We start from the raw sequence: 25,160 nt of genomic DNA on the forward strand, positions 1-25,160 counted from the left end.
TTTAGAATTATTCTAATCTAGGTGATAGTGCTCATGTTCAGTTTCTCGTTCCAGGGCGGCAAGCGCCCCTTCGACAGCCTATCCGAGCAGGAGATCCTGGCGCTGGCCATTTCCTCCGAGGAAGACGACGCCCGCATCTATCTGGCCTATGCCGATCAGCTCAGGGCGGATTATCCGCAATCGGCCAAGGTCTTCGAGGACATGGCGGAGGTGGAGCATAGCCATCGCAACATGCTGATCGAGATGCATCGGGACCGTTTCGGCGAGCGGATTCCGCTGATCCGCCGCGAACATGTGCGGGGCTTCTACGAACGCAAACCCGACTGGCTGCGCAAGAACCAGACGCTGGACCAGATCCGGGACGAAGCGATGCGCATAGAAGAGGGCGCCTATCGCTTCTATCACGAGGCCGCCCAGCGGACCTCGGATGCGACGATCCGCAAGCTGCTCGGCGACCTCGCCATGGCCGAACAGGGCCATGAGGAAATCGCGACCATGCTCGGCGACCGGCATCTGCCGGAGGATGCACGCGAGGCAGAGGACGAGACGAAGAAGCGGCAGTTCATTCTGACCTATGTGCAGCCAGGTCTCGCAGGCCTGATGGACGGCTCGGTCTCGACGCTTGCGCCGATCTTTGCGGCCGCCTTTGCGACCGGCGACACCTGGTCGACCTTTCTGATCGGACTTTCAGCCTCGGTCGGCGCCGGGATCTCCATGGGCTTCACCGAAGCCGCCCATGACGACGGCAAGCTCTCGGGCCGGGGCTCACCCGTCAAGCGCGGCCTCGCCTCCGGCATCATGACGACGCTCGGCGGCCTCGGCCACGCGCTACCCTATCTCATACCGCATTTCTGGACGGCGACGATCACGGCGATCATCATCGTCTTCTTCGAACTCTGGGCGATCGCCTTCATCCAGAACCGCTACATGGAGACGCCCTTCTGGCGCGCCGCCATGCAGGTGGTCCTCGGCGGCTCGCTGGTGCTCGCCGCCGGGGTCTTGATCGGGCAGGGATGATGGCAATGGACGCGGCAGCTGCGGCCGCCTCAGGCGACAGCCTTCTTCTGCCGCGGCATATCCTCGGTCTGGTACATGGACAGCGTATGGCCGTCTGGATCGGCAAATTCGGATGACCAGCCACCGGGCGCATGGCTTACGGGTGTCACGATTGTGACCCCCTGTTCCGCCAGTCCCGCCACCATGTCGTCGATGCCGCCATCTTCAAGGTCAAAGACGATGATCGGCGAATTACCGGGCTTCGTCTCCATCTGAAAGAACAGGAGATCGATCCCATTGGCGGTCGATGCAATGAGCCAGTCGGGTTCGCCCGGCTCGTTTGCCATGCGCTGCAGGTCGAGCCCCAGTGTCTCGCCGTAAAATCGGGCGGTGCGGTCGATATCGGCAACGTAGTAGCAGATATTGGTGAGTTTCTTGGTTTTCAGCATGGAGAACTCCGGTGTTGGAATGCGAACGCGATCATGTTGCCGCCGGGCGCGATTTTGTGAGGTCGCGGCCGAAACAAATCAGATGACCGTCCGGATCATGGGTCGCAAGCGTTGCGCCGGTATGCCTGACCATCGGCCGCAACGCCTGGCGAATGGATCCGAAGGCCATCCGCTCCGAGAGGCGTTCGGCGGGCGAACCGGTAAGCCCGGCGGCGCGAAGCCGTTTGCGGATCTCGCAGATGCGCTGCCGGAGCGTGACCTCGTTCACCGACAACAGATGCCGAATTTCGGTTTGCGTCTGGCCGTTGACGGCAAGCAAAAATGTCGTTCGGAGTGCCGGCGGCAGTAATTGCAAATGGTGCGTGAGTTCCTGCGGCAGGATCGGTTCGTTCGACGGTAGCTGCTCGATCATGAAGGCGCTTTCCCGTCGCCGTCGGCGCATGGCCGAGCGCGCCAGAAACGCGCTGCGATGACGCAGAACACCGCGGATCCAGCGCATGTTTTCCGGCAGCGAAAGATCCGTCCGGCCGGCGGCCAGTGCCGCGGCAAGCGCATCCTGAAGTAGATCCTCTGCCTCTTCAGCGCGTCGGCTATGCCGCCTCGCCTCCTTCAGAAGTTGTATGAACTGTCCGCTCTGCACCGTCTCCCCCATCCTCGCCGAAGGTGGCAGACGGCGGTGAAGGCGGCAAGCGTGCCGTTTTCAGATTGGTGAATTTTGCCTATTGCGTCAGGATGACAGTCACATACCTGCAATCATCCCTCGTTATGGCGCATCCATGAAAGCCTCTCCCGCGACCATTGGTCTGGGCGTCACCATGACCATCGGTTACGGCACGCTCTATTACTCCTTCTCTGTCCTTGCGCCCGAAATCGCCCGCGAATTCGGCTGGGGGCAGAGCTTTGTCTTCGGGGTCTTCTCCTTCGGCCTTCTCGCCGGCGCGGTCGCCGCGCCCGTGCTCGGGCGGTTCGTCGACCGTTATGGTGCGCGGCTGGTTCTCTGCCTCGGCTCCGTGGCGGCGGCCCTCTCGCTTGCTCTTTTCGCGGTGATGCAGAATGCCTGGCAGTTCGCGTTGATCACGCTGGCTGCCGAATTCATTTCGCTCGCCGTCCAGTATGACGCGGGGTTTGCCGCGCTCGCCCAGGCCCATGGCCGCGAGGCGCGTGCGCATATCACGCTGGTCACTCTGATTGCGGGCTTTGCCTCGACGGTCTTCTGGCCGCTGCTGCAATGGCTGCTGACCTTCATGACCTGGCGGGACATCTATCTGGTGATGGCGGCGATGAACCTGATGATCGCGCTGCCGATCCATCTCGCTTTGCCGCGCACCAGACTGACTGAAAAGCCGGCTTCAACCGCCGAAGTTGAGAGTGCTGGGGTTGACGGGGACGGGGAGCGCAGGCGCCGGATGGTCCTGATGGCAACCGCCTTCGCCGCCGGTGGTTTCGTCATTTCGGCCGTGGGGTCCACGCTGCTCGTTCTGATGCGCGACCTCGGTTACGCGACAGCCATGGCGACGCTGGCGGGCAGCCTGATCGGTCCGAGCCAGGTGGCGGCGCGGCTGGTCGAATATGTCAGACGCAATCTGTTCTCGCCACCACTGACGGCAATCTTGGCCGCGGCGGCCATGGCGCTGGGCTTGTCCATGCTCGCAGGCGCGCTTTTGGCCCCGTTCGCCGGTTTCGCGCTCGCCTTTGCCGTCTTCTATGGGTCAGGACAGGGGCTGACCTCGATCGTCCGGGGCGTGCTGCCGCTGCATTACTTCGGTGCGACCGGATATGGCAAAACCATGGGCACGCTTGCGTCGGCACGGATCATCGCCTCTGCGATTGCACCGGTCTCGGTCATCTGGCTGAGCGAGGTAATCGGACCATCCGCCGGACTGGGTGCGCTGGTCGCCGCATCCCTCCTCGCGGTGGGTGCGACGCTGGCGCTCACGCGGCGCTGACGGCCAGAGCTTACTGCAGGGCGCCGACCAGAACGTCGGCCGTACCGTTCTCGATGGTGACCCAGCGGCCGCTATCGGTCGAGGACTGGCGCTTGAGGAAGGAATAGCGCGTTTCGCTCCAGAGCTTCACCTCGTCATTGAGGTTGTCGAGCACGAAATCGCCGGACTGGGTGCGAACGGTCAGCACGGCATGACCCTCGCCATCCGGCTTGCGCACCACGGTCATCAGGAGGTCACCGGCCGAGAATCCGGCTTCCATCAGCTTCTTGCGCTTCAGGAGCACGAAGTCTTCGCAGTCACCGACATCGACGGGATAGGCCCAGACTTCTTCGCGGCCGTAGATCTGCGCATCGGTCATCGGGACGATGGCGTGGTTGACGCTGGCATTGACGTCGCGGATCACGGTCCAGCCGTGATCGGTAACCTTTGCGGGCATCATGGGACGGCCGCGCACGTCGCATTCCTGCGGCAGCGCCTTGCAGAATTCGTAATGGCCGATGGGCTGAGACGTCACGCTTCCCGTGATCATCGAGCGAAGCGACTGCGGCGCCGAGAAACCGGCATGGGCAGGTGCGAAAACCGCAGCTGCAATGATCAGCGCCTTGATGACGCGTGAGCCGTTCGTCATGAACACGTCCCCTGTATCCTTAACAAAAAGTTAAGATTGCCAGAGGACGCAAGTCAACGGCGCGGGCGTCGCCGCCCACGCAATTCATCGACTATGGTTAAAATGCGACAGTTCGAACGCCCGAAAAGAGAATCGGTTCCCAAAGAATGAGGACATATAAAAAGACCGAAATACTCAGATCATTGAGAGTATCGCGTTTTTCATCTTCAAAATGTCTTCGGGGCGCGAAAGGCGGTGGTCGCCATCGCGAATCAGGGTCAGCACGACATCGTCGAGCGGCAGGAATTCCATGAGCTTCAGGGCGTGTTGATATGGCACGTCGGGATCTTTCATGCCTTGCAGGATATGGACCGGGCAGCCGGTTTCGATCAGCCCCGTCAGCACCCGGTTCTTCTCCCCGTCCTCCATCAGCGCGCGCGTGAAGATATTGGGTTCGGGACTGTATTCGGACGGCTCCTCGAAGTAACCGCGCTCGGCCAGGGACTGGCGCTCCGCATCCGTCAGGCTCGGCTCGATCAGCTCGGCGGTGAAGTCAGGGGCGGGTGCGATCAGCACGAGGCCTTTCACCGAAAAGGAGAGGCCGAGACGGCGGGCTTCCTGGATGACGCGCAGGGCAATCCAGCCGCCCATTGATGATCCGATCAGCACGACCTTCTTGACGCCGGACGCAGCGATGACGGCCAGAGCCTCCTCGGTCCAGCGCGAAATGGTGCCCAGCCGGAAATCACCACCGGACACGCCGTGGCCGGAATAGTCGAAGCGGATGGCGGTAAGCCCCTGGGCGCCGGCCAGTGCATCCATCTCGATCGCCTTGGTTCCGGCCATGTCGGAGCGGTAGCCGCCGAGCCAGACAAGGGCTGGCTTATCCGTGTCGGGACCGAGGCGGGTGATGACGGCGATCTCGCGTGCCGCATCACCGGAGCCGACAGTGAGTGTGGTCTGTTGGAGAATGTTGGCTGCGTCGGTCATGGGGTGCTCCTTTTATCGAATGGCTGTAAAACACATCCGGGAAGTGACCGACAACAGGTGATTTTCTTTCGCAAGCATGCTATTGACACTGTCGTCGCAGATATCACATAGGCCTTTGACGCGGATGCGCGCGGGTTTTCGCTGCGACATCCCGAAATTTTTTGAGGAGAATACGACCATTCGCAGACCGTTCAAAGCCGATGCCCCCGTCAAGGAAGGGCCGCGCTCCAACCGTGAAATCCGCATTCCGAAAGTCCAGCTGATCAACGAAGAAGGCCAGAACCTCGGCGTCGTGCCGACGGATCAGGCGCTGCGTATGGCGGAAGAAGCCGGACTCGATCTGGTCGAGATTTCGCCGAATGCCGAGCCACCGGTCTGCAAGATCCTCGACCTGGGCAAGCTGAAATACGCCAACCAGAAGAAGGCGGCCGAAGCGCGCAAGAAGCAGAAGATCGTCGAAGTCAAAGAAATCAAGATGCGCCCGAACATCGACACCCATGACTATGAGGTGAAGATGAAGGCGATGAACCGCTTCTTTGAAGAGGGTGACAAGGTCAAGGTGACCCTGAAGTTCCGTGGCCGCGAAATGGCCCACCAGGAACTCGGCATGAAGCTTCTGCTGCAGGTCAAGGAAGACACGCTCGCCATCGCCAAGGTCGAAGCCGAGCCGAAGCTCGAAGGCCGCCAGATGATGATGGTGCTCGCACCGAAGTGATGCGCCGTCCGCATGAGTTCGAAGAAGCCGCCCCTCGGGCGGCTTTTTTCGTTCCGGGGCGAGCCTGTCGTCGACAGAACCGTCATGCGGCTGACAGTTTGCTGACAAGTTCAGCCACCGGTCTGTCAGTGAGCCTCATGCATAGTCCTCCTATCGAAACACTTCGAGACTTACTGGAGGACATCCGATGACCAAGCTCATGCGCCGGGCCCTGCTCGTTTCCAGCACGGCACTGATCGCAATCACCTTCATTCCGACCCTGGGCGCGATTGCTCCCACGCCCCTTGCGGCGCTGATTGCCAGCGAGGCCCAGGCCCGCGGTGGCGACGATGACGACGACGGCGGCAGCGAGAGTGACGACAGCGGTCGCGACAGTGACAGCGATCGCGACGACAGCGACGATGACAGCTCTGGCCGTGACCGTGACCGTGACCGTGACCGTGATCGCGATCGCGATCGTGGTGGAGACGATGACGACAGCGACGACGATGATGATGATGATGATGACCGTCGTGGCGACGACGACGACGATGATGATGACGACAACCGTCGTGGCCGTGGTGGGGATCGCGACGAGATCCGCCTGATCGTCAATGACAACCAGCTGTCCGGTCTGCTCAATGGCTCGATGATCCCGGTCGACCAGAACGGCAAGCGCCTGCGCTTTGAGGTCGAGGAAGAGCATGGCCAGACGGAAATCAAGCTTCGGGCACCGCGTGGCACGCTGACGGGCGTCACCGTCATCCCCGCACCCTGATCAAACCGGAACGGCGAAGCCCGAGCCGCCGCGGGTAACTTCGATCCGTTTCGCCCCGTCCGGCCCCCACCGGACGGGGATAGCTTTTCTTCTGTTGGCTGCGAAGGCCGGCCACGCTACTCTCTCTTCAACACTGATCGAGCCACGATGAACCGTCGCCTTTTCTTGATTGCACTTCTAGGCCTGCTGAGCCCCGGCTTTTTGCCGGCGGGTAGCGCTTGGGCAAAGAATGGCGGCGACGACGATAGCGATGATGATGACGGTGGCGACGACAACAGCGGCTCTGGCGGCGGCGGTTCCGACCGCGACCGCGATGATGACGACGACGATGACGATGATGACGACGACGACAGCGGTCGCGATCGTGACGACGATGATGACGATGACGACGACGGTAGTGACCGGCGCAACGGCCGCGGCTCCGGCAAGAAAAGCGACCATCTGAAGGCGCGCGATGCGGTCGAGCAGGGACGCATTCTGCCGCTTCGCGAAATTCTCAAGCGCGTCGATGATCTGGGAGGCGGACGAGTGATCTCCGTTGACCTGAACCTCAAGGCGCGATCCCCCTATTACACCCTGAAGGTTCAGAGCGGCTCGAGGGTCAAGACGATGAAGCTGGAAGCCGCAACCGGGCGCAAGCTCAATATATTCGGATGGTGAGACATGCGCATTCTGCTCGCGGAGGACGATCAGACCATTGCCGACCATACCCGGGCCAGGCTCGAGATCGAGGGCTTTCTCGTCGATCATCGCGCCACGGGGCCTGATGTCTGGGCCGAAGGCGAAACGGGCGACTACAGTGCCATCATCCTCGACCTCGGTCTGCCGGGCATGGACGGGCTTTCGATCCTGAAACGCTGGCGTGCCGCCGGGGTCGACACACCCATCATGGTCCTGACCGCCCGGGGGTCCTGGATGGAGCGCGTCGATGGGTTCGATGCCGGTGCCGATGACTACCTGCCCAAGCCCTTCCGCAGCGAGGAACTGGTCGCACGCCTGAAGGCGCTTCTGCGGCGCGCCGGCGGGCGGGCCAAGACAAAGGCCTCCGCCGGAGGCTTCGTCCTCGACGAGGCATCCCGCCGGGTTACCTATGATGAACGTCCCATCGAGCTTACCCCGCTGGAATACCGATTGCTGGCATTGCTGATCGCCGAGCCGCAGCGGGTTTTTGACCCGATCGAGATCGCGCGACAGGTGCAGGGCAGGGAGGACGACGCGAGCAAGAATGCGGTTGAGGCCATGATTGCCCGCATCCGACGCAAGACCCATCCCTCGGCCATCGCCACCCGCCGCGGCTTTGGTTACACCTTGGCCGGCGAGGAGGCATGATCCAGTCCCTGCGCCTGCGCCTCCTGGGTGGAGCCGTTCTGGCGATCGCCTTCATCCTTCTGCTGGTTGCCTCGGGACTGAGCCGCATTTTCTCCAACTATGTCGCTGACCGCTATCAGGCGGACATGTCGGCGATCATCGATCAGCTCGCAGCCGGCGTGGAATTCGACGGCCCTCAAGCCCGGATGACCGCTGAGCCGGGCGATCCGCGCTTCGAGCTCCCCGGCAGTGGCCTCTACTGGCAGGTGATCGGCGAGAACGGCCTTGTTTTCCGCTCCCGTTCCTTATGGGACGTGGAGCTTTCGACCGATGCGCTACAGGCGGGCCCCTACGGTTTTCGTCAGGCGCAGGGTCCCGACGGGGCTCCGCTTCTGGTGCAACTGCGCGATCTCGTCGTCGAAACGCCTGACGGCAATCATCCGCTCACTTTGCTCGCCGCCTTCGACCGCAATGTCATGGACAATGCGATCTCCGAATATCATGGCGCGATGACGATCATGCTGGTGTTGACGGCTGCCGTTCTGCTCGCGGCCGCCTTTCTTCAGGTGGGCGTGGGCCTCGCGCCCTTGTCGCGTCTGCAAAACGAATTGGCACTGGTCCGCTCGGGTCGGACGGACCAGTTGCCGGATGCCGGTCCGACGGAGCTGCGGCCCCTGGTTGGCGAATTGAATGGCCTTTTGAAGGAGCGCGAGACGGCCGTCGAGCGCGCGCGCGCCCGGGCGAGCGACCTGGCGCACGGGCTGAAAACCCCGCTCACGGTCCTGTTGCAGCTTGCCGACAATCTGCCGAAGCGCGAGCAGACCCTGATCCGCCAGCAGGTTGACCTCATTCGCCAGCGTGCCGACCGGCAGCTACAATCGGCGCGGCTGGGGGTAGAGCAGATGGCACAAACCGGTCTTGCCTCCCTGACCGGCAAGCTGATCTCAGTTCTGGCGCCGGTGACCGCCGCCCGAGGGGTGAAGTGGAAGGTCGAGATCGATGAAGCGATGACTGCGGACATAGACCCCGCCGACCTCGCCGAAGCCTTGGGCAATGTGTTGGACAATGCCACCCGCTATGCGGAAAAGACCATCTCGATATCCGCCGAGCGCGAGGGCGCTTTCCTTCGCCTGGACGTCGAGGATGATGGCCCGGGCGTGAACGACGAAGACCTCGTCGCGATCTCGCAGCGCGGCGTGCATCTCGCCGAAGATGAGGGAACGGGTCTTGGTCTTGCGATCAGCTCCGACGTCCTGACCGCCTATGGCGGCCGCATCACCTTCGCCCGGTCCGACATCGGGGGATTGAAGGCCTCGCTCTATCTCCCGGGACAGGCGTGAGGCAGCGCCTGCGGCTCAAGAAGATTCATGGCTTCACCCGTTGCGCATTTTAAGGTCTGCGGTTATAAGCGCGCGTCCGAACGGTCCGGCAGGGCATGCCGTGGCCGTTCTTTATGCTTGAAAACGGGCATTCGTCAGCCTGTTTCGATACAAGAACAATGGAGTAGCAAAATGCCCAAGATGAAGACGAAATCCTCCGCCAAGAAGCGGTTCAAGATCACGGCTTCCGGCAAGGTCCTCGCGGCTGCTGCTGGCAAGCGTCACGGCATGATCAAGCGTTCCAACAAGTTCATCCGCGATGCCCGCGGCACGATGGTTCTGGCTGAACCTGACGGCAAGAAGGTCATCAAGAACTACCTGCCGAACGGTCTCTGAGACCCGCTCGCTGTTGGACAATTAAGGAGATCATGACATGGCACGCGTAAAACGTGGCGTAACTTCCCGCGCCAAGCACAACAAGGTATTCAAGCAGGCCAAGGGCTTCTACGGCCGCCGCAAGAACACGATCCGCGCAGCAAAGGCTGCCGTTGATCGTTCCAAGCAGTTTGCTTACCGCGACCGCAAGAACAACAAGCGCAACTTCCGCGCTCTGTGGATCCAGCGTATCAACGCTGCTGTCCGCGAATTCGGCCTGAGCTACGGCCGCTTCATCGACGGCCTGAACAAGGCTGGCATCGAAGTCGACCGTAAGGTCCTCTCCGACCTCGCCATCCATGAGCCGGCTGCTTTTGCGAAGCTCGTAGACGCTTCCAAGAAGGCACTCGCCTACCTCAAGGATGCCGGCACGACGAACGAGTTTGAAAGCGTGGTCAAGTAAACCAGCGCTCCCAAGCTTTTTTTGATTTTGATTGGGAAACCCGCGCTGGACATCCGGCGCGGGTTTTTCGTTTGCCGCAGCTGCTGTAGCGGTGGGGATTGGACATGGCTTATCTGGGGGATGGGTCCGGGGCGCCGAATGGCGAGATCGAACTCACGCAAGATGAAATCGCGGATGTCTTGAAGGCGCTGGTGCAAAGCGACGGCCGGGTGCAGCGGCTCGACCTGCCGAACCGCCGGCTCTGGATCAAGCGACAGGGCGTCAAGGTGCTGCCCCGCTTCGTCTCCCTGCAGGGGCTGGCGGCCGCCCTGCTGCGCGTCCCGCACCTGCGGCCGTCGCCGCAGCTTTCCCCGGCGGCCATGCAGGCACGCGAGATCGCCCGCATGCGCGCCTTCGCGGGTGCGGGTTTTCCGGTGCCGTTGATCGCCTACCAGTCAAAGACGGCGATGGTGATGACGGATGCGGGCGAAACGCTGGCGCAGCGGCTGAAGGGCCTGCGCAAGACGGATCCGGACGCTCATGAGGCGCTGCTGGTGCGGGCGGCCGAGGCCCTTGGACGCGTCCATGCCGCCGGATTGAGCCATGGCCGACCGCATGTGCGGGACTTCTTCCTGCGAGACGGCGATGTCGGCTTCATGGATTTCGAGGAGGATCCGGCTTCGGTCATGCCACTCGAGATGGCGCAGGCCCGCGACGTCTTCCTGTATTTTCTCGTCGTCGCTTCCGCGTCGATCCGGCCGGACGAAACCTGTCCGGCGGCGCTCGCGGCGTGGTCGCGGCACGCCTCTGTGGCGGCCCGGCATGAATTGCAGGTGCTCACCGCTCTCGCAGGCCGAATTTTGCCGCTGATACGGTTGATCGGCCGCGTGCACATGGGTAGTGATCTGCGACGCTTCATCATGGCTACGGAATTTCTGAGGCAGGCTCCGCTCCCAGAGGCGGAAAACCTGAACACCGCCAAGGCAGGACATTATGGTTGAACTAGACGCATTGAAGGCACAGCTTCTGGCGGAGATCGCCGCAGCCGGCGACGAGCAGGCGATCGAGGCCGTGCGCGTGGCAGCCCTCGGCAAGAAGGGTTCGGTCTCCGAACTTCTGAAGACGCTCGGCACCATGACGCCGGAAGAGCGCCAGACGCGCGGTGCCGCGATCAACGCGCTGAAGAACGAGATCACCGAAGAAATCGGAACCCGCAAGACGGCTCTGAAGGATGCGGCGATTAATGCGCGCCTGAAGGCCGAGACGCTGGACGTGTCGCTTCCCGTGCGGTCCTCGCCGGCCGAGCGCGGCCGCATTCACCCGATCAGCCAGATCGTCGACGAGATCACCGCGATCTTCGCCGACATGGGCTTCTCGATCGCCGAAGGTCCGGATATCGAGACCGACTATTATAATTTCACGGCTCTGAACTTCCCGGAAGGTCACCCGGCCCGCGAGATGCACGACACCTTCTTCCTCCAGCCGGATGAGAATGGTGAGCGCAAGGTGCTGCGTACGCATACCTCGCCGGTGCAGGTGCGCACCATGGAAGCGCAGAAGCCGCCGATCCGCATCGTTATCCCCGGCAAGACCTATCGCCAGGACAGTGACGCGACGCATTCGCCGATGTTCCACCAGGTCGAAGGCCTCGTCATCGACAAGACCGCGAATGTCGGCCACATGCGCTGGATCCTGGAAGAATTCTGCAAGGCCTTTTTCGAGGTCGACAGCGTCACCATGCGCTTCCGCCCGTCCTTCTTCCCCTTCACGGAGCCGAGTTTCGAGGTCGACATCCAGTGTGATCGTTCCTCGGGCCCGATCGTCAAGTTCGGCGAAGGCAAGGATTGGATGGAAATCCTCGGCTGCGGCATGGTGCACCCGAACGTGCTGCGCGCCGGCGGCCTCGATCCGGACGAGTACCAGGGCTTCGCCTGGGGCATGGGCCTCGATCGCATCGCCATGCTGAAATACGGCATGCCGGACCTACGCGACTTCTTCAACGCCGATGTCCGCTGGATGAGCCACTACGGCTTCCGCCCGCTGGATGTTCCGACGCTGTTTGGGGGCTTGAGCAGCTGATCTGGGCTTGAGTGGCCGCAGTGACGGCCAGATGGAGGGGGCGGTTAAAGGCTGCCCCATCCCTGTGAATGAGGCAATGCGACGTGATTGAACATCTCGACAACATGCGCCCGGTCGATCTGCTTTGCGATGACGACCTCTTGCATGTGGAACTGACGGACGGTCGTATCGTCAGCGTTCCGGTCTGGTGGTACCCGCCCCTTCAGGAGGCGATGCCGGTGGAGCGGAACAATGTGGAATTCATGCCGTCGAGCATCCACTGGCCCGACATCGATCTCGATGTGACGGTGGTCAGTATGCTCCTCGGAAGGCAGGCGTCAGGCGCGCAACCGCTGGACGGCTCGGGCAAGATGCAGATGGGAACGAGACAGTAGGATTAGGCCCTTCAGTTGAAGGATATTGTGGACGGGGTGAGGTAATGCCGACGGTCCTTCGCAAGTATGGGTTCCGCTTCCATTTCTATGGGTTCGATATGGGTGAACCTCGGCATATCCATGTCAGCGGGCACGGCGGCACTGCGAAAATCTGGCTCGAACCAATCGAATTGGTCGAGGCCAAGGGGTTTAATACCGCAGATCTGAGACGTATTATGGATGTCGTCGAGGATCACCACGGGCAGTTTGTGGAGGCATGGAATGAATTCGCCAAGTCTGTATCCTGAAAACGAACGGCCGGTTGAGGCGTGGTGCGACCTTCACAATGTTCACGTGCGGCTCGCGGATGGGCGTGAGGTGATCACCCCTTTATGGTGGTATCCCAGCCTTTACGCAGCGACGCCCGCCCAGCGAAACAACATCGAACTTATGCTGGCAGGTGTGCATTGGCCGGATGTCGATGAGGATCTGTCCATCCGGGGCATGCTGGCTGGCTGGAAATATCCGCAGGCCAAAGCGCCGGAGAAGGCGGCGTGACGGAATTTGAAACCGAGGAAATGCGTCCGGTAAAAGCATGGTGCACAAAAGACGAGGTGCATGTGACGCTTGCCGATGAGCGCACGATCTCCGCACCTCTCTGGTGGTACCCGTTTTTGTCTGGCCTCGATGAGCAGGGCTTGAACGAGATCGAGCTGATGTACGAAGGCATCTGGTGGACGAAGGTCGATGAGGGATCTCGGTTAAAAGTATGTTTCTAGGTGTTAAGGCTCCAGGGGCCAAGGCGCCCGACAAGGCGGCCTGATAGACGCGCAGACGATCGAAGACATCGCGACGGAATTTGGAATTTGCGCGGCTGGCGCATTGAGGAAGACGAGAAAGTCCAATGAAATTCACACTCTCCTGGCTGAAGGATCACCTGGAAACCGAGGCCTCGCTCGAGGAAATCTGCGAGCGGCTGACCGCGATCGGTCTCGAGGTCGAGGACGTCGATGACAAGGCGGCCTACAAGCCCTTCGTCATCGCCAAGATCCTGACGGCGGAAAAGCATCCGGAAGCCGATCGCCTCAAGGTCCTCACCGTCGACGCCGGTGACGGCAAGCCGGTGCAGATCGTCTGCGGTGCGCCGAATGCCCGCGCGGGCATGATCGGCGCGCTCGCGCGTCCGGGCACCTATGTGCCTGGCATTGATGTGACGCTCTCCGTCGGCAAGATCCGCGGTGTCGAAAGTCATGGCATGATGTGCTCGGAAAAGGAGCTGAACATTTCCGAGGATCATAACGGCATCATCGACCTGCCCGAGGATGCGCCCGTTGGTACGTCTTTCGCCTCTTACGCCGGCCTCGACGATCCGGTCATCGAAATCAACCTGACGCCGAACCGTCCGGACTGCACGTCAGTCTTCGGCATCGCCCGTGATCTCGCCGCCTCCGGCCTCGGCACGCTCAAGGCCCCAAAGGCCCCCGCCTTCAAGGTTGAGGGCGAGACGCCCCATCAGGTGAAGCTTGAGCTCGACGACCACCTCTGCCCCGGCTTCGCCTATCGTCTCGTGCGCGGCGTGAAGAACGGCCCGAGCCCGAAGTGGATGCAGCAGCGTCTGCTGTCGATCGGCCTGCGTCCGATCTCGGCACTGGTTGACGTCACCAACTACATGACCTTTGACCAGGGCCGTCCGATGCACGTCTTCGATGCCGACAAGGTCAAGGGCGCGCTCGTCGTCCGTCGGGCGAAGGAGGGCGAGGAGATCCTCGCGCTCGACACGCGCACCTACAAGCTGAACCCGGCAAACGTCATCATCGCTGACGACAACGGTCCGGAATCCATCGGCGGCATCATGGGCGGCGAGCATTCGGGCTGTGACGAGAACACCGTCAACGTGTTGATCGAATCCGCGCTCTGGGACCCCATCAATATCGCCAAGACCGGCCGCGCCCATGGCATCATCACCGATGCACGCTACCGCTTCGAGCGCGGCGTCGATCCGGAATACATGGTCCCGGGTCTGGAGCGCACCACGGAGCTGGTGCTCGAAATGTGCGGTGGCACCGCAGCAGCAGCCAAGGTCGAGGGCTACAAGGGTCACCAGAAGAAGGTCGTCGATTTCCCCTATTCGGAAGTCAAGCGCCTGACGGGTCTGACCGTTTCCAACGCGGAGTCGCGCCAGATCCTGACGGCACTCGGCTTCGAGATCCTCTCGGGCGACGAGACGTCTGCCAAGGTTTCCGTTCCCTCCTGGCGTCCGGATGTCGACGGCAAGGCTGACCTCGTCGAAGAGGTCATGCGCATGTTCGGCGTCGACAAGATCAAGCCGGAACCCCTGCCGCCGACCGGTTCGGTCAACGGCAAGATCCTGACGACGCTGCAGATCCGCACGCGCTCGGCCCGCCGGGCGCTCGCCTCGCGCGGCATGCTAGAGGCGGTCACCTGGTCCTTCATCTCGGCCGAGCATGCCAAGCTCTTCGGCGGTGGCAGCGAGAAGCTGAAACTCGTCAACCCGATTGCAGCTGATATGTCCGACATGCGGCCGTCCCTGCTGCCGGGTCTGCTGACGGCTGCCCAGCGCAATGCCGACCGCGGTTATGGCGACGTGGCGATCTTCGAAGTTTCCGGCACCTATGAAGGCGACACGCCCGACACGCAGCGCCGCGTCGCCGGTGGCGTGCGCCGTGGCACGGCCTCGATCGCCGGTGCCGGCCGCATGTGGTCGAACCAGGCCAAGGGCGGCGGCAAGCCGGTCGATGTCTTCGACGCCAAGGCCGATGCGCTCGCCGTGCTCGAAGCCTGCGGCATTCCGATGAGCAATGTCCAGATCGAGCAGGGTGGCCCCGAATGGTATCACCCGGGCCGTTCCGGCACGATCAAGGCGGGCCCCAAGGTCGTGCTCGGCACCTTCGGTGAATTCCACCCGAAGACGCTGGAAGCGCTCGACGTCTCCGGTGCGCTCTGCGGCTTCGAGATCTATGTCGATGCCTTGCCGGAACCGAAGAAGAAGGCGACCCGCACCAAGCCGGCGCTTGAACTCTCGCCCTTCCAGGTGGTGAAGCGCGACTTTGCCTTCGTCGTCGAAAAGACGATCGAGGCCGGCGCGATCATCAAGGCGGCGACAAGCGCCGATCGCAAGCTGATCTCGGGCGTCAATGTCTTCGACGTCTTCGAAGGCGCATCGGTGGGCGAAGGAAAGAAGTCGGTAGCGATCGAGGTTCTGATCCAGCCGTCTGACAAGACGCTGACGGACGAGGATTTCGACGCCCTGACGAAGAAGATCGTCGGCAATGTCGAAAAGTCCACGGGCGGTAGCTTGCGCGCCTGATCCGGCTTAGCTCCCGCCTGAGGGGGTGACCTCTCAACACAGAAAAGCCCTTTCCCTGCATGCCAGGGAAAGGGCTTTTGCTTGTCGAAACATCGGTGGTGCCACGCGATCAGAGGCTGACGCGGCGTCCTTCCTTGTCGGCGGCCTTGCGGTCGTCGCCGTGCTTGGCAAGGATCGCCTTCGCATCCTCGACGGAAATGCGATGCTTCTTGGCGAAGGGAATGGGCTCATAACCCTTGGGCGCTGCGGGCGCGGGCTTGTTGGTGTCGTCTGCCATGCTGGTCTCCAATTCGAAATCGCCCCGGCAGAATGCGGGAGCTCGATGTGTCGCAGTGAAGGGGAAGAAAAGCTCGTCTTGGGATTGCGAGCGGAGGCGACGTCTGCGAAGGACGTCGTCGATAGACCCTATATGGGGACCGCAGGAGGAAAGCTCAAGCCTGCTTTCGGGAAGCGCCCCATCGGTTTATGGAGCGCTCCGAGGGGAGCGCATGTGCAAATGGGCCTGTCCGGCTCATGCCTTGAGATCAAGTTGAGCGCCTGCAGCGAGGTCGCGTCGGCGCGGCAGCTTGGCAAACATCACCGCATTGCTGGCGAGCGTGAGCGCAAGGCCAAGCATCGCAAGTGGCGTGAAGTGATAGTCCTCGTAAAGGCTCGACAGCGTGAGCGCGACGACCGGGAAGAGCACAGTGGCATAGGCCGCCTTTTGCGACCCGATGCGCGAGACCAGCATCAGATAGGTGGTGAAGCCGACGACGGAGCCGATGACAGCGAGATAGACGAGGGCTGCGAGATAGGTCTGGTTCGGTGGCAACACGATGGGCGTGCCGGTAATGCCGATCAGGGCAAGAAGAGCGATCGAGCCATAGCTCATGCCCCAGGCATTGGCGGTGATGGGCGCAATGCCTTCCGCGCTGTTGCGGCGGGACGCCATGTTGCCGAAGGAAAAGAACAGTGTGCCGAGCGCGGAAAGCCCGATGCCCTTCCAGCTGTCCGGATTGACGGCGACGAAGATCTCTGGACCGAAGAGGAGCGCAAGCCCGGTGGCGCCGAGACCCGCGGCGACCAGCGTGCGTGGCTTGATCTTGTCACCGAAGAAGATCCGGGCATTGACGGAGTTATAGACCGTGGCGAGCGAGAAGACGACGGAGATGAGCCCCGAGGGCACGTAGCTTGCCGCGTGGTAGAAGCAGAGGAAGTTGCAGCAGAAGAGCGACAGCGCCTGTATGAGGATGAAGGGCTGCTGCTTCAGCGTCGGCACCTTGAGGCGACCTGTCAGCGCCAGCACGCCGACGAGCACGAGGGCGGCGAGCGCGAAGCGGTAGAAGACCGAGACCAGCACGGGCACCGGCCCGATCTGCAGGGCAATGGCGATCCAGGTCGTGCCCCAGATCAGCACGGTCGATGAGAAGAGAAGAAGATTGGTCATGGATTGCGCCTCGCTTTCGCAAGGCAGGTAACGCTGAGCGGTCTTTTCGTGCTTGCACGATCTTGCGGTGAACTGCGCCGAGAGGGGTGGGCGGCGGTGATTGCCGATGGCGCAGCGCACAAAGCGCGCTAGAATGCGGGCGATCTTGTAAAGAGCGAACCATGCTGCACACCGCCACCGTCTTCAGCTCCCTGTCCGCCTCGTCCCGCGCCGAGCGTGGGGAGACGCTCGACCTTGGCGAGGGCAGGGGAAGTGCGATCTGGCGCAACAGCCATGACCGCATGCGCTACGAGCGGACCGACGGCCACACCTTCAGCTGCTATCTGCGCGGCGGCGACGGCACGCGAAGGATCGATGCCGGCAGCATTGCCGGCTGGCCGGGTGCGCTCTGCATCATGCCGCAGGGGGCCTCCTCCGAATGGGAGATCACCGACAATTTCAAGTTCGTGCATCTCTATGTCGCCGATGACGAGCTGCGCCGCCTGTTCGCGGAGACCTTTGACCGCGATGCCCGGCTGATGCTTCTGCCGGAGGCGACTTTCGCAGAGGCGCCGAGACTGGCGGAAATCCTGGTGCATCTGGCGACCGCCACGCAGGGTGGCAACCGGCTGCTCGCCGAACAGGCGATCGTCTCCGCCGTCGAGCAGTTGTTTGCCGACCCGCGTTATGGCGGCGAGCGGCGTCCGGTGCTGCGGGGCGGCCTGGCGCCCGTTTTGCGGCGGCGCCTTGTCGAGCATATCGAGGCGAGCCTCGATCAGACGATCACGCTCAAGGATCTGGCGAAGCTCGCCGATTTGAGCGAATTCCATCTGCAGCGGATGTTTCGGGCAAGCTGCGGCGTCTCCCCGCATGACTTTATCCTGAACCGCCGCATCGACCGCGCCCGGCATATGCTGAAAGGCAGCGAGCCGATCGCTCAGATCGCTTCTGCCTGCGGTTTCAGCAGCCAGAGCCATCTGACGCGCATCTTCAAGGCCGTGACCGGCACAACGCCGTCAGCCTATCGCCGCGCCGTCAGCGGCTGATTATCCCATCGTCTTCAGTGCACGCTCCAGCACCCTGAAGGGCCTGATATCGCCCATATGCGAGACGTTGAAGCGCATGAAGCCGTCTGCCGAGAGCGAGGGGCTGAAGACATTGCCGGGCGCCAGCACAACGCCCTGGGGCAGGGCGGCCTGGGCAAGCGCGGTGGAACTGACGCCATCGGGCATGCGGCACCAGAGATAGGGGCCGCCACGCGGCATGAGCACGGGATGGATGCCGAGATCCCCGAGCCGGGTGGCGGTCGCGCGCCGCTCGGTGTCGAGCCGCCGATGCAATTGCTCGAGATATTTCCGATAGCCGCCGCTCGACAGCACGCTCTGGATCGCCTCGGTTGCCACCTGGCTCGGGCCGCCGAACTGGATCGCGACCTGCAGGTCGGTGAGGAGCCGGATACGCTCGGGATCGGCGGCGATGAAGCCGGTGCGCAGCGAGGCTGAGATCGTCTTGGAAAAACTGCCGATGCGGATGACACGGGAGAGGCCGTCGAGGGTGGCGAGCGTGATCGCCGGCTCCGGCTCGAAGTCTGAAAAGATGTCGTCCTCGACGACCAGCATGTCCGAACGGGCGACGATGCCGAGCAGTTGGAAGGCGACCTGCGGCGAGAGCGTTGCGCCGGTCGGATTGTGCAGGCCGGAATTCGTGAGATAGAGGCGCGGCGTCTCGCGGGCGACGGCGGCTTCGAAGGCGGCGATATCAGGGCCGTTTTCCGTGTAGGGCACGGGGATTGCGATGGCCTGATGGGCCCGCAGCAGCGTCTGGAAATTGAAATAGCAGGGATCGTCGACAATGACCCGGTCGCCGGGACGGAGCAAAAGCCGGCAGGCGAGATCGAGCGCCTGGGTGGCTGAGCCCGCAAGCAGAACCTGATCTTCGGATAGCGTAATCGACTGCTGACGCAGCCGCGTTTCGACGAAACGCCGGAGGCCAGCGCTGCCCCGCGAGGGACCGTAATCGGTGGTGAGGCTGGTCGCCTGGCGCAGCACATTGCGCATGCCGGCATGCAGGAGGGCTGTCGGCATCCAGTCCGGCGGCAGCCAGCCGCAGCCGGGCTTGGATGTGCCGGGATCGGCGTCCAGCGCCTGGCGTGCGACCCAGAAGGGATCGACCTCTGGCGCCCGGGGAGGATCGAGCCGGACGAGCGGTGCAGGCGTGCGCCCGGCCTCGGTGACGAAGAAGCCGGAACCGGGACGCGGGCGGATCAGACCTTCCGCCGACAACCGATCATAGGCCTCGACGACGGTGGATGGCGACACCGAAAGCTCGACGGCAAGGCGCCGGATCGAGGGCAGCCGGTCGTTGGGCGCGAGCCGGCCCGCGCCGATGCGGCCGCGAATATCGGCCATCACTTGCGCCGTCCGCGAGGCCGGCAACTCCGGGGGTTGAACCCGCTCGTTCATCTGTATGGCCTTTGTCATCAATACAGTTTGGCCAGATTGTATCGCTCCGTCTCTGGATGCACCAGCCCCTTCGCGCGATAAGGGAGGGCAGAAAAGAAGGAGACGAGAATGACGACCTCTTGGAAAGCCTGGGCCAGTGGATTCATCGGCGTGCTGATCTTCAGCGGTTCGCTGCCGGCAACGCGGGTGGGGCTCGCCGATTTCGCCCCGCTGTTCCTGACATCGGCGCGCGCCGTGATCGCGGCGGTCCTTGGTGCCGCACTGCTGGTTGTTCTCCGTGAGAAACGGCCCGCGCGCAGTGACCTCCTTCCGTTGGCGGTCGTCGCCCTCGGTGTCGTCGTCGGATTTCCCCTGCTGACGGCGCTGGCGCTCCAGAGCATCACGTCGGCCCAGTCGATCGTCTTCATCGGCCTGCTGCCGCTCTGCACGGCGCTCTTCGGCGTGTTGCGGGCGGGCGAGCGGCCCTCGGTCGTCTTCTGGATGTTCTCCGTGACGGGCGCAGCCCTCGTCGCTGGCTTTGCGCTCTCGACCACAGCGGAGATGTCGGTGGCCGGAGCCGGGCTGATGATCGCCGCGGTGCTGGCCTGCGGCCTGGGCTATGCCGAGGGCGCGCGTCTGTCGCGTCGGCTGGGTGGCTGGCAGGTGATCAGCTGGGCGCTGGTGCTGTCGCTGCCGGTCATGCTGCCGCTCGCGCTCTGGACCATGCCGGAAGATCTGGCCGCCGTTTCGTCCTCCGGCTGGTTCGCTCTCGCTTACGTTTCGCTCTTGAGCATGATGATCGGCTTCATCTTCTGGTATCGCGGCTTGGCACTGGGCGGCATCGCCTCGGTAGGCCAGCTGCAGCTGCTGCAGCCCTTTCTCGGCTTCGTTCTGGCGGCAGGGCTGCTGCATGAAAAAGTAAGCCTTCCCATGCTGACAACAGCCCTGCTCGTGGTGCTTTGCGTGGCGGGCAGCCGACGCTTTGCCTGAAAGAGCATGTCCAGCAAAAGTGCGTCAGCGGTTTTGCGTCCGGACTGCGTCGAAACAAGGCAGGTCGAGTACTTCCGGCTCCTGGCGGAAGTACTCTAGCGACCTTATCGGCCTGCCATCTTGGACATGGCTTCGTTGTAACGAGCGCCCGCCACCTTGTCGGGCGAGACCACGGTCGAGAGCGTGGCCAGATCCTCGGCCGAGAGCGTGATCCCGGTCGCATCGATATTGCTGTCGAGATTGGCGATCTTGGTGGTGCCCGGGATCGGCACGATGAAGTCGCCCTGGGCGAGAACCCAGGCGAGCGCCAGCTGGCCGGGCGTCACACCCTTATCCGCCGCCATGGTTTCGAGCGCCGTGACCAGCGCCAGGTTGGCATCGAAATTCTCCTGGTCGAAGCGCGGCAGACCGCGGCGGAAGTCGTCCTTGCCGAGCTTGGAAAGGTCCTTGAGCGCGCCGGTCAGCATGCCGCGACCAAGCGGCGAGAAGGGCACAAAACCGATGCCGAGTTCGCGGCAGGTGTCGAGCACGCCGTTCGTTTCCGGGTCGCGGGTCCAGAGGGAGTATTCGCTCTGGATGGCGGAGATCGGATGAACGGCATGCGCCCGCCGCAGCGTCGCGGCACTTGCCTCCGAGAGACCGAGCGCCTTGACCTTGCCCTCTTTCACGAGGTCTGCCATGGCGCCGACGGTCTCTTCGATCGCGACATCGGGGTCGACGCGGTGCTGGTAGAAGAGGTCGATGACCTCGACGCCGAGCCGCTTCAGCGAAGCTTCGGCCACAGCGCGGACATGCTCCGGCCGGCTGTCGAGGCCGGAGGGACGCGCGGCCTTGGCCTCGTCGCCGATGGTGAAGCCGAATTTGGTGGCGATCACGACCTTGTCGCGATGCTTTCGCAAGCCCTTGCCGACCAGTTCCTCATTGGTGAAGGGGCCGTAGACCTCTGCCGTGTCGAAGAAGGTCACGCCGCGTTCCACCGCATGATCGAAGAGTTTCTGCGCCGTCGCCTCGTCGATATTGGTGCCATAGGCATGGCTCATGCCCATGCAGCCGAGGCCGATGGCGGATGTCGTGAGTGTGCCGAGTGTGCGGGTCTTCATCAGGCCTCTCCTTCAAAATCTGTAGGCAGCCGGAAGCGGCCGCGGAGGTCTATCTAGCGCGTCATGATCTTTCAGAAAATCCATGCATCCCGGATCAGCTTGTTCTATCATTTCGAACAATGAACCGGACCCAGCTTTCCCAACTCGCCGTGCTTGCCACGGTGGCCCATCACGGCAGCTTCCGCAAGGCAGCCGCCGAACTCGGCATCGCGCCCTCGGCGGTGAGCCATGCGATCTCGTCGCTGGAGGAGAGCCTGAACCTCCGTCTGATAGCTAGGACGACACGGAGCGCCGCGCCGACGGCGGAAGGTCGCCAGCTCCTCGAGACCCTCCAGCCGGCCCTGGCCGATATCGCTTCTGCGATCGAAGCGCTCTCGGACAGCAGCGGCCGCCCGGCCGGGGCACTGCGCATCACCATGCCGATGCTGGCAGCGCAGAGCCTGATCGCCCCACGGCTCGGCGCCTTTGCCGCCGCTTATCCGGAGATCGAGCTGGAGATCCTCACCGACGACCGTTTCGAGGATATCGTCGAGAAGGGCTATGACGCGGGCCTGCGTTTGGGCGAACATCTCGATGCCGATATGATTGCCGTCAGGATGAGCGGCCCCTGGCGCGGTTCGGTCGTCGGCTCGCCGGATTACTTCTCGCGGCATCCGATCCCCAGGGAGCCGCGTGACGTGACCGAGCATGCCTGCATCCGCCGGCGTTTCCAGAGCGGCACGATCTATCGCTGGGAGTTCGAAAAGGGCGGTCGCGCATTGTCCATCAATGTCCGGGGACCCCTGATCCTCTCCGATCAGGGCCTGATGCGGCAGGCTGCGATCGATAGCGCGGGCCTTGCCTATCTCTTCGACACCGGCGTCGAGGCGGATATTGGCGAGGGGCGACTGATCCGCGTGCTCGACGACTGGTGCCCGCCTTTCGACGGTTTCTCGCTCTACTATTCCAGCCGCCGCCAGATGCGCCCGGCGCTTCGCGCCTTCATCGATTTCTTCCGCTGGCGGGGCTGACGCCCGCTTAACCGAGCCTCAGCCGATAGCGGACATGGCCGTCTTCCGGCGCGTAGGTGTCGTAGAGCTTCCGGGCGGTGGCATTGTCCCGGTCGGTATGCCAGTAGAGCCGGGACCAACCTTTTGCCTTCGTGATCGCGATCAGATCGTCGATCAGCGCCCGGCCAATGCCCTGACCGCGATAGGTCGCGTTGAGGAAGAGGTCTTCCAGATAGCAATCCGGCGTCTTCACCCAGGTCGAATCGTGGAAATGGTGGATGGCAAAACCGGCGAGCATTCCGTCGACCTCCGCCACACGCATGGCGACTCGCGACGACGGATCGAGAATGCGCGCCCAGGTATGGGCCGTGACATCCTCGGCGAGGTTTACCTTGTAGAAGGCGAGATATTGATTCCAGAGGCCCCGCCAGGCGGCTTCATCCGCCGCCGTGGCGTCCCGAATGACGAGAGGCCGGCTCATGCGCTGGCCGCATTGAGCGCGTCGATCTGCGCCTTCGTCAGTTCAAGCTTACCGGCGGCAATCAGGCTATCGAGCTGGCGCAGGCTCGTGGCGGACGCGATCGGTGCGGTGATCCCCGGCTGAGCCGCCACCCAAGCGATGGCCACGGTGGCGGGGCTGGTCCTGGTCTCAGCAGCCACCTGGTCGAGGGCGCCGAGAATGTGGAAGCCACGCGTGTTGAGATAGGGCTCCATATCCTCGCCGCGCGCCTTGCCCTCGGTATCGGCCGCGCTGCGATACTTGCCGGTGAGGAAGCCGGAGGCCAGCGCGTAGTAGGTGATCACGCCAATCTCTTCGCGCTGGCAGAGGTTCGCCAGATCCCCCTCGAATTTGGAGCGGGTGTAGAGATTGTATTCCGGCTGGATGACGTCGTAGCGCCCGACGCCGGCCTTGGCTGCCGCGTCGAAGGTCGTCTGAAGTTGCTCAGCATCGAGGTTGGAGCAGCCGATCGCGCGCACCTTGCCCTCGTCCTTGAGCTTGGCAAAGGCGGCAAGGCTCTCCTCATCATCCGTTTCCGCATCCGGCCAATGGGCGAGATAGAGGTCGATATAGTCGGTCTGCAGACGCCGCAGCGAATCCTCCACCGCTTCCGCAATGCGGCGGGCGCTGAGGCCGCGCTTCTTGCCGCCGAGATCGGCACCCACCTTAGTAACGATAACGGCATCCTCACGTTTCACGCCACCGCGCTTCAGCCAGTTGCCGATGATCGTCTCGCTCTCGCCTCCGACATTGCCGTCAGCCCAGAGCGAATACATGTCGGCCGTATCGATCGTGTTGAAGCCGGCGTCGAAGAAGCGGTCGAGAACCTCTAATGAGGTCTTCTCGTCGGCGGTCCAGCCGAAGACATTGCCGCCGAGCACGACGGGGGCGATCGAAAGGCCGGTGCGGCCGAGAGCACGTTTCTGCATGGGAAGCCTCGGATAGATGGGGAAAGGAAGGATTGGAGCGACGCTATCAAGCGTAAGTCGACGGCACCATTGAAAAGCATTGATGGGTTCTGAAGCGGGTTTGTCCTATCGCCCGCTCATGGCCTCGATATGGGTCTCGCATTGCGGCTTTCCAGTGTCGCACGGGCTTTCAGTCTCCAGTCTTGCGAAACGCGCTGGGTGACAGGCCGTGATGCTGGGCAAAGACGCGCCGCATATGCCGGGACGAGGCAAAGCCGGAACGCAGTGCGAGGCTTTCCATGTCGAGCCGCGATTGCTTGAGAAGTTCCTGGGCGAGCGTCACCCGCATCAGGTTGACGTAATCGACGACCGACTGCCCGACATGCTCGCGGAAGAGGCGCGAGAGATGCCGCTCGCTCAAATGCGCGATGCCGGCGAGGCCCGGCAGAGACCAGTCTCGCGCCGGATCGGCCATGATCGCATCCTGCGCCCGGTGGATGGCCGGATGGATATGGTTGCGCCCCGAAAGCCAGGGCGACAGCTGCGGGTCCTGGCCGCTGCGACGCAGGTAGATGACCATCTTGCGGGCAGCGGCGAGAGCGGCCTGCGGCGAGGCGAAGCGGCTGACGAGATGCAGCATGAGGTCGATGCCGGTGGAGATGCCAGCGCTCGAAAAGCGGTTGCCGTCCTCGACATAGAGGCGGTTTTCGAGAACGCTTGCCGTGGGTGCTAGTGATCTCAGTTCGTCCAGGCACTCGGCATGCGTGGTGCACTGATAGCCCTCCATCAGCCCGGCGGCAGCCGCCAGCAGCGCGCCGGAGCAGATGGTCACGAGACGCGTGTCGGGTCTGACCGTGCGGGCAAGCCAGCGCTTGAGTTCCTTCAGTTCAGCGTCGCGCGCAATCTCGTCGATGCCGACGGTGAGACTGCCGGAGATAACGAGGATCGCCTGCTCCGGCAGGGTCTCGGGCAGCGGATCGAGCCCGTCGAGCACGAGCCGGATCGACGTCTGCTGCCGCGGCTTGGCGGAGATGTAGCGATAGTCGAAGCGAACCCGGTCCTGCTCGCCGTTTGCATAGCGCAACACTTCCAGCGGACCGGCGATGTCGATCAGCAGCGTGTCGGGCGGAACGAGGATGAAGACCGGGATCACGTCCATGATGA

30 protein-coding genes are annotated in these 25,160 nt (G+C 62.8%); 19 read left to right on the plus strand and 11 right to left on the minus strand.

Translation table 11 applies throughout. From position 1 onward, the window contains the following. The first annotated feature begins 33 nt into the window (after positions 1-33). A complete protein-coding gene (gene mbfA, locus FAA86_RS09535) occupies positions 34-1,017 on the plus strand; it encodes an iron exporter MbfA (protein ID WP_136540073.1) in 984 nt (327 codons plus the stop codon). A gap of 29 nt (positions 1,018-1,046) precedes the next feature. Here mbfA and FAA86_RS09540 read toward each other — a convergent pair whose 3' ends face one another. Continuing rightward, positions 1,047-1,445 (minus strand): VOC family protein, encoded by a 399-nt coding sequence (locus tag FAA86_RS09540; protein WP_136540075.1) that lies wholly within the window; start codon positions 1,443-1,445, stop codon positions 1,047-1,049. 31 nt (positions 1,446-1,476) lie between these two features. Next, positions 1,477-1,857, minus strand: a complete 381-nt coding sequence (locus FAA86_RS09545) for an RNA polymerase sigma factor (RefSeq protein WP_167494936.1) — start codon at positions 1,855-1,857, stop codon at positions 1,477-1,479. Between the two features lie 364 nt (positions 1,858-2,221). On the opposite strand from FAA86_RS09545, the gene FAA86_RS09550 reads away from it, so the two are divergent. After that, entirely contained in the window at positions 2,222-3,391 is a 1,170-nt protein-coding gene (locus FAA86_RS09550; protein WP_136540079.1) for an MFS transporter, read from the plus strand. Positions 3,392-3,401: 10 nt separating this feature from the next. Here the strand turns inward: FAA86_RS09550 and FAA86_RS09555 are convergent, their stop codons facing one another. Beyond that, positions 3,402-4,019, minus strand: a complete 618-nt coding sequence (locus tag FAA86_RS09555) for a transglutaminase-like cysteine peptidase (RefSeq protein WP_136540081.1) — start codon at positions 4,017-4,019, stop codon at positions 3,402-3,404. Positions 4,020-4,193: 174 nt separating this feature from the next. Next, entirely contained in the window at positions 4,194-4,988 is a 795-nt protein-coding gene (locus FAA86_RS09560) for an alpha/beta hydrolase (RefSeq protein ID WP_136540083.1), read from the minus strand. Between the two features lie 178 nt (positions 4,989-5,166). Between FAA86_RS09560 and infC the strand changes: the two genes are divergently transcribed. From infC to pheT, 14 genes are all read left to right on the plus strand, one after another. Further along, a complete protein-coding gene (gene infC / locus FAA86_RS09565; protein ID WP_183954642.1) occupies positions 5,167-5,703 on the plus strand; it encodes a translation initiation factor IF-3 in 537 nt (178 codons plus the stop codon). Between the two features lie 187 nt (positions 5,704-5,890). Further along, positions 5,891-6,460, plus strand: a complete 570-nt coding sequence (locus FAA86_RS09570) for a hypothetical protein (RefSeq protein ID WP_136540085.1) — start codon at positions 5,891-5,893, stop codon at positions 6,458-6,460. Between the two features lie 147 nt (positions 6,461-6,607). Continuing rightward, positions 6,608-7,120: a PepSY domain-containing protein gene (locus FAA86_RS24820; RefSeq protein ID WP_183954632.1), complete on the plus strand. Its 513-nt coding sequence runs from the start codon at positions 6,608-6,610 to the stop codon at positions 7,118-7,120. Between the two features lie 3 nt (positions 7,121-7,123). Then, a complete protein-coding gene (locus tag FAA86_RS09580) occupies positions 7,124-7,789 on the plus strand; it encodes a response regulator transcription factor (protein WP_113460244.1) in 666 nt (221 codons plus the stop codon). Continuing rightward, on the plus strand, positions 7,786-9,108 hold the full coding sequence (locus FAA86_RS09585; RefSeq protein ID WP_136540087.1) for a sensor histidine kinase: 1,323 nt from the start codon (positions 7,786-7,788) through the stop codon (positions 9,106-9,108). The genes FAA86_RS09580 and FAA86_RS09585 overlap by 4 nt, the downstream gene beginning before the upstream one ends. 171 nt (positions 9,109-9,279) lie before the next feature. After that, complete coding sequence (rpmI, locus tag FAA86_RS09590; protein ID WP_102020677.1) at positions 9,280-9,483, plus strand: 50S ribosomal protein L35; 204 nt, start codon at positions 9,280-9,282, stop codon at positions 9,481-9,483. Positions 9,484-9,520: 37 nt separating this feature from the next. Next, positions 9,521-9,925, plus strand: a complete 405-nt coding sequence (rplT, locus tag FAA86_RS09595) for a 50S ribosomal protein L20 (protein ID WP_113460242.1) — start codon at positions 9,521-9,523, stop codon at positions 9,923-9,925. 104 nt (positions 9,926-10,029) lie between these two features. Continuing rightward, on the plus strand, positions 10,030-10,905 hold the full coding sequence (locus FAA86_RS09600) for a BUD32 family EKC/KEOPS complex subunit (RefSeq protein WP_136540089.1): 876 nt from the start codon (positions 10,030-10,032) through the stop codon (positions 10,903-10,905). After that, the gene (pheS, locus tag FAA86_RS09605; protein WP_113460240.1) at positions 10,898-11,983 is read left to right on the plus strand and encodes a phenylalanine--tRNA ligase subunit alpha; all 1,086 of its coding nucleotides are present in this window, start codon (positions 10,898-10,900) and stop codon (positions 11,981-11,983) included. Before FAA86_RS09600 ends, pheS begins: the two co-directional genes overlap by 8 nt. An 83-nt stretch (positions 11,984-12,066) precedes the next feature. Next, the gene (locus tag FAA86_RS09610; protein WP_136540091.1) at positions 12,067-12,357 is read left to right on the plus strand and encodes a DUF2442 domain-containing protein; all 291 of its coding nucleotides are present in this window, start codon (positions 12,067-12,069) and stop codon (positions 12,355-12,357) included. Positions 12,358-12,401: 44 nt separating this feature from the next. Further along, the gene (locus FAA86_RS09615; RefSeq protein ID WP_136540093.1) at positions 12,402-12,644 is read left to right on the plus strand and encodes a DUF4160 domain-containing protein; all 243 of its coding nucleotides are present in this window, start codon (positions 12,402-12,404) and stop codon (positions 12,642-12,644) included. Continuing rightward, entirely contained in the window at positions 12,619-12,894 is a 276-nt protein-coding gene (locus tag FAA86_RS09620) for a DUF2442 domain-containing protein (RefSeq protein ID WP_136540095.1), read from the plus strand. Before FAA86_RS09615 ends, FAA86_RS09620 begins: the two co-directional genes overlap by 26 nt. Then, the gene (locus FAA86_RS09625) at positions 12,891-13,115 is read left to right on the plus strand and encodes a DUF2442 domain-containing protein (RefSeq protein ID WP_246035040.1); all 225 of its coding nucleotides are present in this window, start codon (positions 12,891-12,893) and stop codon (positions 13,113-13,115) included. The genes FAA86_RS09620 and FAA86_RS09625 overlap by 4 nt, the downstream gene beginning before the upstream one ends. Positions 13,116-13,240: 125 nt before the next feature. Beyond that, positions 13,241-15,664 (plus strand): phenylalanine--tRNA ligase subunit beta, encoded by a 2,424-nt coding sequence (gene pheT, locus FAA86_RS09630; RefSeq protein ID WP_136540097.1) that lies wholly within the window; start codon positions 13,241-13,243, stop codon positions 15,662-15,664. Between the two features lie 109 nt (positions 15,665-15,773). Here the strand turns inward: pheT and FAA86_RS24560 are convergent, their stop codons facing one another. Together FAA86_RS24560 and FAA86_RS09635 are read right to left on the minus strand one after the other, a co-directional pair. After that, a complete protein-coding gene (locus FAA86_RS24560; RefSeq protein ID WP_167494937.1) occupies positions 15,774-15,941 on the minus strand; it encodes a hypothetical protein in 168 nt (55 codons plus the stop codon). A 234-nt stretch (positions 15,942-16,175) separates the two neighbouring features. Continuing rightward, entirely contained in the window at positions 16,176-17,090 is a 915-nt protein-coding gene (locus FAA86_RS09635; RefSeq protein ID WP_136540099.1) for a DMT family transporter, read from the minus strand. Between the two features lie 161 nt (positions 17,091-17,251). On the opposite strand from FAA86_RS09635, the gene FAA86_RS09640 reads away from it, so the two are divergent. After that, positions 17,252-18,115 carry a helix-turn-helix domain-containing protein gene (locus tag FAA86_RS09640; RefSeq protein WP_484335645.1) on the plus strand — a complete coding sequence of 288 codons (864 nt, stop codon included), beginning with the start codon at positions 17,252-17,254 and terminating at the stop codon, positions 18,113-18,115. Here the strand turns inward: FAA86_RS09640 and FAA86_RS09645 are convergent, their stop codons facing one another. Further along, positions 18,116-19,477 (minus strand): aminotransferase-like domain-containing protein, encoded by a 1,362-nt coding sequence (locus FAA86_RS09645; RefSeq protein ID WP_136540101.1) that lies wholly within the window; start codon positions 19,475-19,477, stop codon positions 18,116-18,118. 162 nt (positions 19,478-19,639) lie between these two features. Between FAA86_RS09645 and FAA86_RS09650 the strand changes: the two genes are divergently transcribed. After that, positions 19,640-20,500, plus strand: a complete 861-nt coding sequence (locus tag FAA86_RS09650; RefSeq protein ID WP_136540103.1) for a DMT family transporter — start codon at positions 19,640-19,642, stop codon at positions 20,498-20,500. 104 nt (positions 20,501-20,604) lie between these two features. On the opposite strand, the gene FAA86_RS09655 is transcribed toward FAA86_RS09650, so the two are convergent. Beyond that, positions 20,605-21,600 (minus strand): aldo/keto reductase, encoded by a 996-nt coding sequence (locus FAA86_RS09655; protein ID WP_136540105.1) that lies wholly within the window; start codon positions 21,598-21,600, stop codon positions 20,605-20,607. Between the two features lie 119 nt (positions 21,601-21,719). On the opposite strand from FAA86_RS09655, the gene FAA86_RS09660 reads away from it, so the two are divergent. Further along, the gene (locus FAA86_RS09660; protein ID WP_136540107.1) at positions 21,720-22,610 is read left to right on the plus strand and encodes a LysR family transcriptional regulator; all 891 of its coding nucleotides are present in this window, start codon (positions 21,720-21,722) and stop codon (positions 22,608-22,610) included. A gap of 7 nt (positions 22,611-22,617) precedes the next feature. Here FAA86_RS09660 and FAA86_RS09665 read toward each other — a convergent pair whose 3' ends face one another. The 3 genes from FAA86_RS09665 to FAA86_RS09675 form a co-directional block, all read right to left on the minus strand. Then, the gene (locus FAA86_RS09665) at positions 22,618-23,070 is read right to left on the minus strand and encodes a GNAT family N-acetyltransferase (protein ID WP_136540109.1); all 453 of its coding nucleotides are present in this window, start codon (positions 23,068-23,070) and stop codon (positions 22,618-22,620) included. Further along, positions 23,067-24,017 (minus strand): aldo/keto reductase, encoded by a 951-nt coding sequence (locus FAA86_RS09670; RefSeq protein ID WP_136540111.1) that lies wholly within the window; start codon positions 24,015-24,017, stop codon positions 23,067-23,069. The genes FAA86_RS09665 and FAA86_RS09670 overlap by 4 nt, the downstream gene beginning before the upstream one ends. 169 nt (positions 24,018-24,186) lie before the next feature. Then, on the minus strand, positions 24,187-25,155 hold the full coding sequence (locus FAA86_RS09675) for a GlxA family transcriptional regulator (protein WP_136540113.1): 969 nt from the start codon (positions 25,153-25,155) through the stop codon (positions 24,187-24,189). Positions 25,156-25,160 lie beyond the last annotated feature (5 nt).

This window comes from Rhizobium rosettiformans W3, from assembly GCF_004912135.1.
GTDB lineage: Bacteria > Pseudomonadota > Alphaproteobacteria > Rhizobiales > Rhizobiaceae > Allorhizobium > Allorhizobium rosettiformans.

What these genes read in the sequence shown, in the direction of transcription:
- mbfA (WP_136540073.1), top strand. Translation starts at nt 34, where the DNA reads ATGTTCAGTTTCTCGTTCCAGGGCGGCAAGCGCCCCTTCGACAGCCTA.
- FAA86_RS09540 (WP_136540075.1), bottom strand. Translation starts at nt 1,445, where the DNA reads ATGCTGAAAACCAAGAAACTCACCAATATCTGCTACTACGTTGCCGAT.
- FAA86_RS09545 (WP_167494936.1), bottom strand. Translation starts at nt 1,857, where the DNA reads ATGATCGAGCAGCTACCGTCGAACGAACCGATCCTGCCGCAGGAACTC.
- FAA86_RS09550 (WP_136540079.1), top strand. Translation starts at nt 2,222, where the DNA reads ATGAAAGCCTCTCCCGCGACCATTGGTCTGGGCGTCACCATGACCATC.
- FAA86_RS09555 (WP_136540081.1), bottom strand. Translation starts at nt 4,019, where the DNA reads ATGACGAACGGCTCACGCGTCATCAAGGCGCTGATCATTGCAGCTGCG.
- FAA86_RS09560 (WP_136540083.1), bottom strand. Translation starts at nt 4,988, where the DNA reads ATGACCGACGCAGCCAACATTCTCCAACAGACCACACTCACTGTCGGC.
- FAA86_RS09570 (WP_136540085.1), top strand. Translation starts at nt 5,891, where the DNA reads ATGACCAAGCTCATGCGCCGGGCCCTGCTCGTTTCCAGCACGGCACTG.
- FAA86_RS24820 (WP_183954632.1), top strand. Translation starts at nt 6,608, where the DNA reads ATGAACCGTCGCCTTTTCTTGATTGCACTTCTAGGCCTGCTGAGCCCC.
- FAA86_RS09580 (WP_113460244.1), top strand. Translation starts at nt 7,124, where the DNA reads ATGCGCATTCTGCTCGCGGAGGACGATCAGACCATTGCCGACCATACC.
- FAA86_RS09585 (WP_136540087.1), top strand. Translation starts at nt 7,786, where the DNA reads ATGATCCAGTCCCTGCGCCTGCGCCTCCTGGGTGGAGCCGTTCTGGCG.
- rpmI (WP_102020677.1), top strand. Translation starts at nt 9,280, where the DNA reads ATGCCCAAGATGAAGACGAAATCCTCCGCCAAGAAGCGGTTCAAGATC.
- rplT (WP_113460242.1), top strand. Translation starts at nt 9,521, where the DNA reads ATGGCACGCGTAAAACGTGGCGTAACTTCCCGCGCCAAGCACAACAAG.
- FAA86_RS09600 (WP_136540089.1), top strand. Translation starts at nt 10,030, where the DNA reads ATGGCTTATCTGGGGGATGGGTCCGGGGCGCCGAATGGCGAGATCGAA.
- pheS (WP_113460240.1), top strand. Translation starts at nt 10,898, where the DNA reads ATGGTTGAACTAGACGCATTGAAGGCACAGCTTCTGGCGGAGATCGCC.
- FAA86_RS09615 (WP_136540093.1), top strand. Translation starts at nt 12,402, where the DNA reads ATGCCGACGGTCCTTCGCAAGTATGGGTTCCGCTTCCATTTCTATGGG.
- FAA86_RS09620 (WP_136540095.1), top strand. Translation starts at nt 12,619, where the DNA reads ATGAATTCGCCAAGTCTGTATCCTGAAAACGAACGGCCGGTTGAGGCG.
- pheT (WP_136540097.1), top strand. Translation starts at nt 13,241, where the DNA reads ATGAAATTCACACTCTCCTGGCTGAAGGATCACCTGGAAACCGAGGCC.
- FAA86_RS24560 (WP_167494937.1), bottom strand. Translation starts at nt 15,941, where the DNA reads ATGGCAGACGACACCAACAAGCCCGCGCCCGCAGCGCCCAAGGGTTAT.
- FAA86_RS09635 (WP_136540099.1), bottom strand. Translation starts at nt 17,090, where the DNA reads ATGACCAATCTTCTTCTCTTCTCATCGACCGTGCTGATCTGGGGCACG.
- FAA86_RS09640 (WP_484335645.1), top strand. Translation starts at nt 17,252, where the DNA reads ATGCTGCACACCGCCACCGTCTTCAGCTCCCTGTCCGCCTCGTCCCGC.
- FAA86_RS09645 (WP_136540101.1), bottom strand. Translation starts at nt 19,477, where the DNA reads ATGGCCGATATTCGCGGCCGCATCGGCGCGGGCCGGCTCGCGCCCAAC.
- FAA86_RS09650 (WP_136540103.1), top strand. Translation starts at nt 19,640, where the DNA reads ATGACGACCTCTTGGAAAGCCTGGGCCAGTGGATTCATCGGCGTGCTG.
- FAA86_RS09655 (WP_136540105.1), bottom strand. Translation starts at nt 21,600, where the DNA reads ATGAAGACCCGCACACTCGGCACACTCACGACATCCGCCATCGGCCTC.
- FAA86_RS09660 (WP_136540107.1), top strand. Translation starts at nt 21,720, where the DNA reads ATGAACCGGACCCAGCTTTCCCAACTCGCCGTGCTTGCCACGGTGGCC.
- FAA86_RS09665 (WP_136540109.1), bottom strand. Translation starts at nt 23,070, where the DNA reads ATGAGCCGGCCTCTCGTCATTCGGGACGCCACGGCGGCGGATGAAGCC.
- FAA86_RS09670 (WP_136540111.1), bottom strand. Translation starts at nt 24,017, where the DNA reads ATGCAGAAACGTGCTCTCGGCCGCACCGGCCTTTCGATCGCCCCCGTC.
- FAA86_RS09675 (WP_136540113.1), bottom strand. Translation starts at nt 25,155, where the DNA reads ATGGACGTGATCCCGGTCTTCATCCTCGTTCCGCCCGACACGCTGCTG.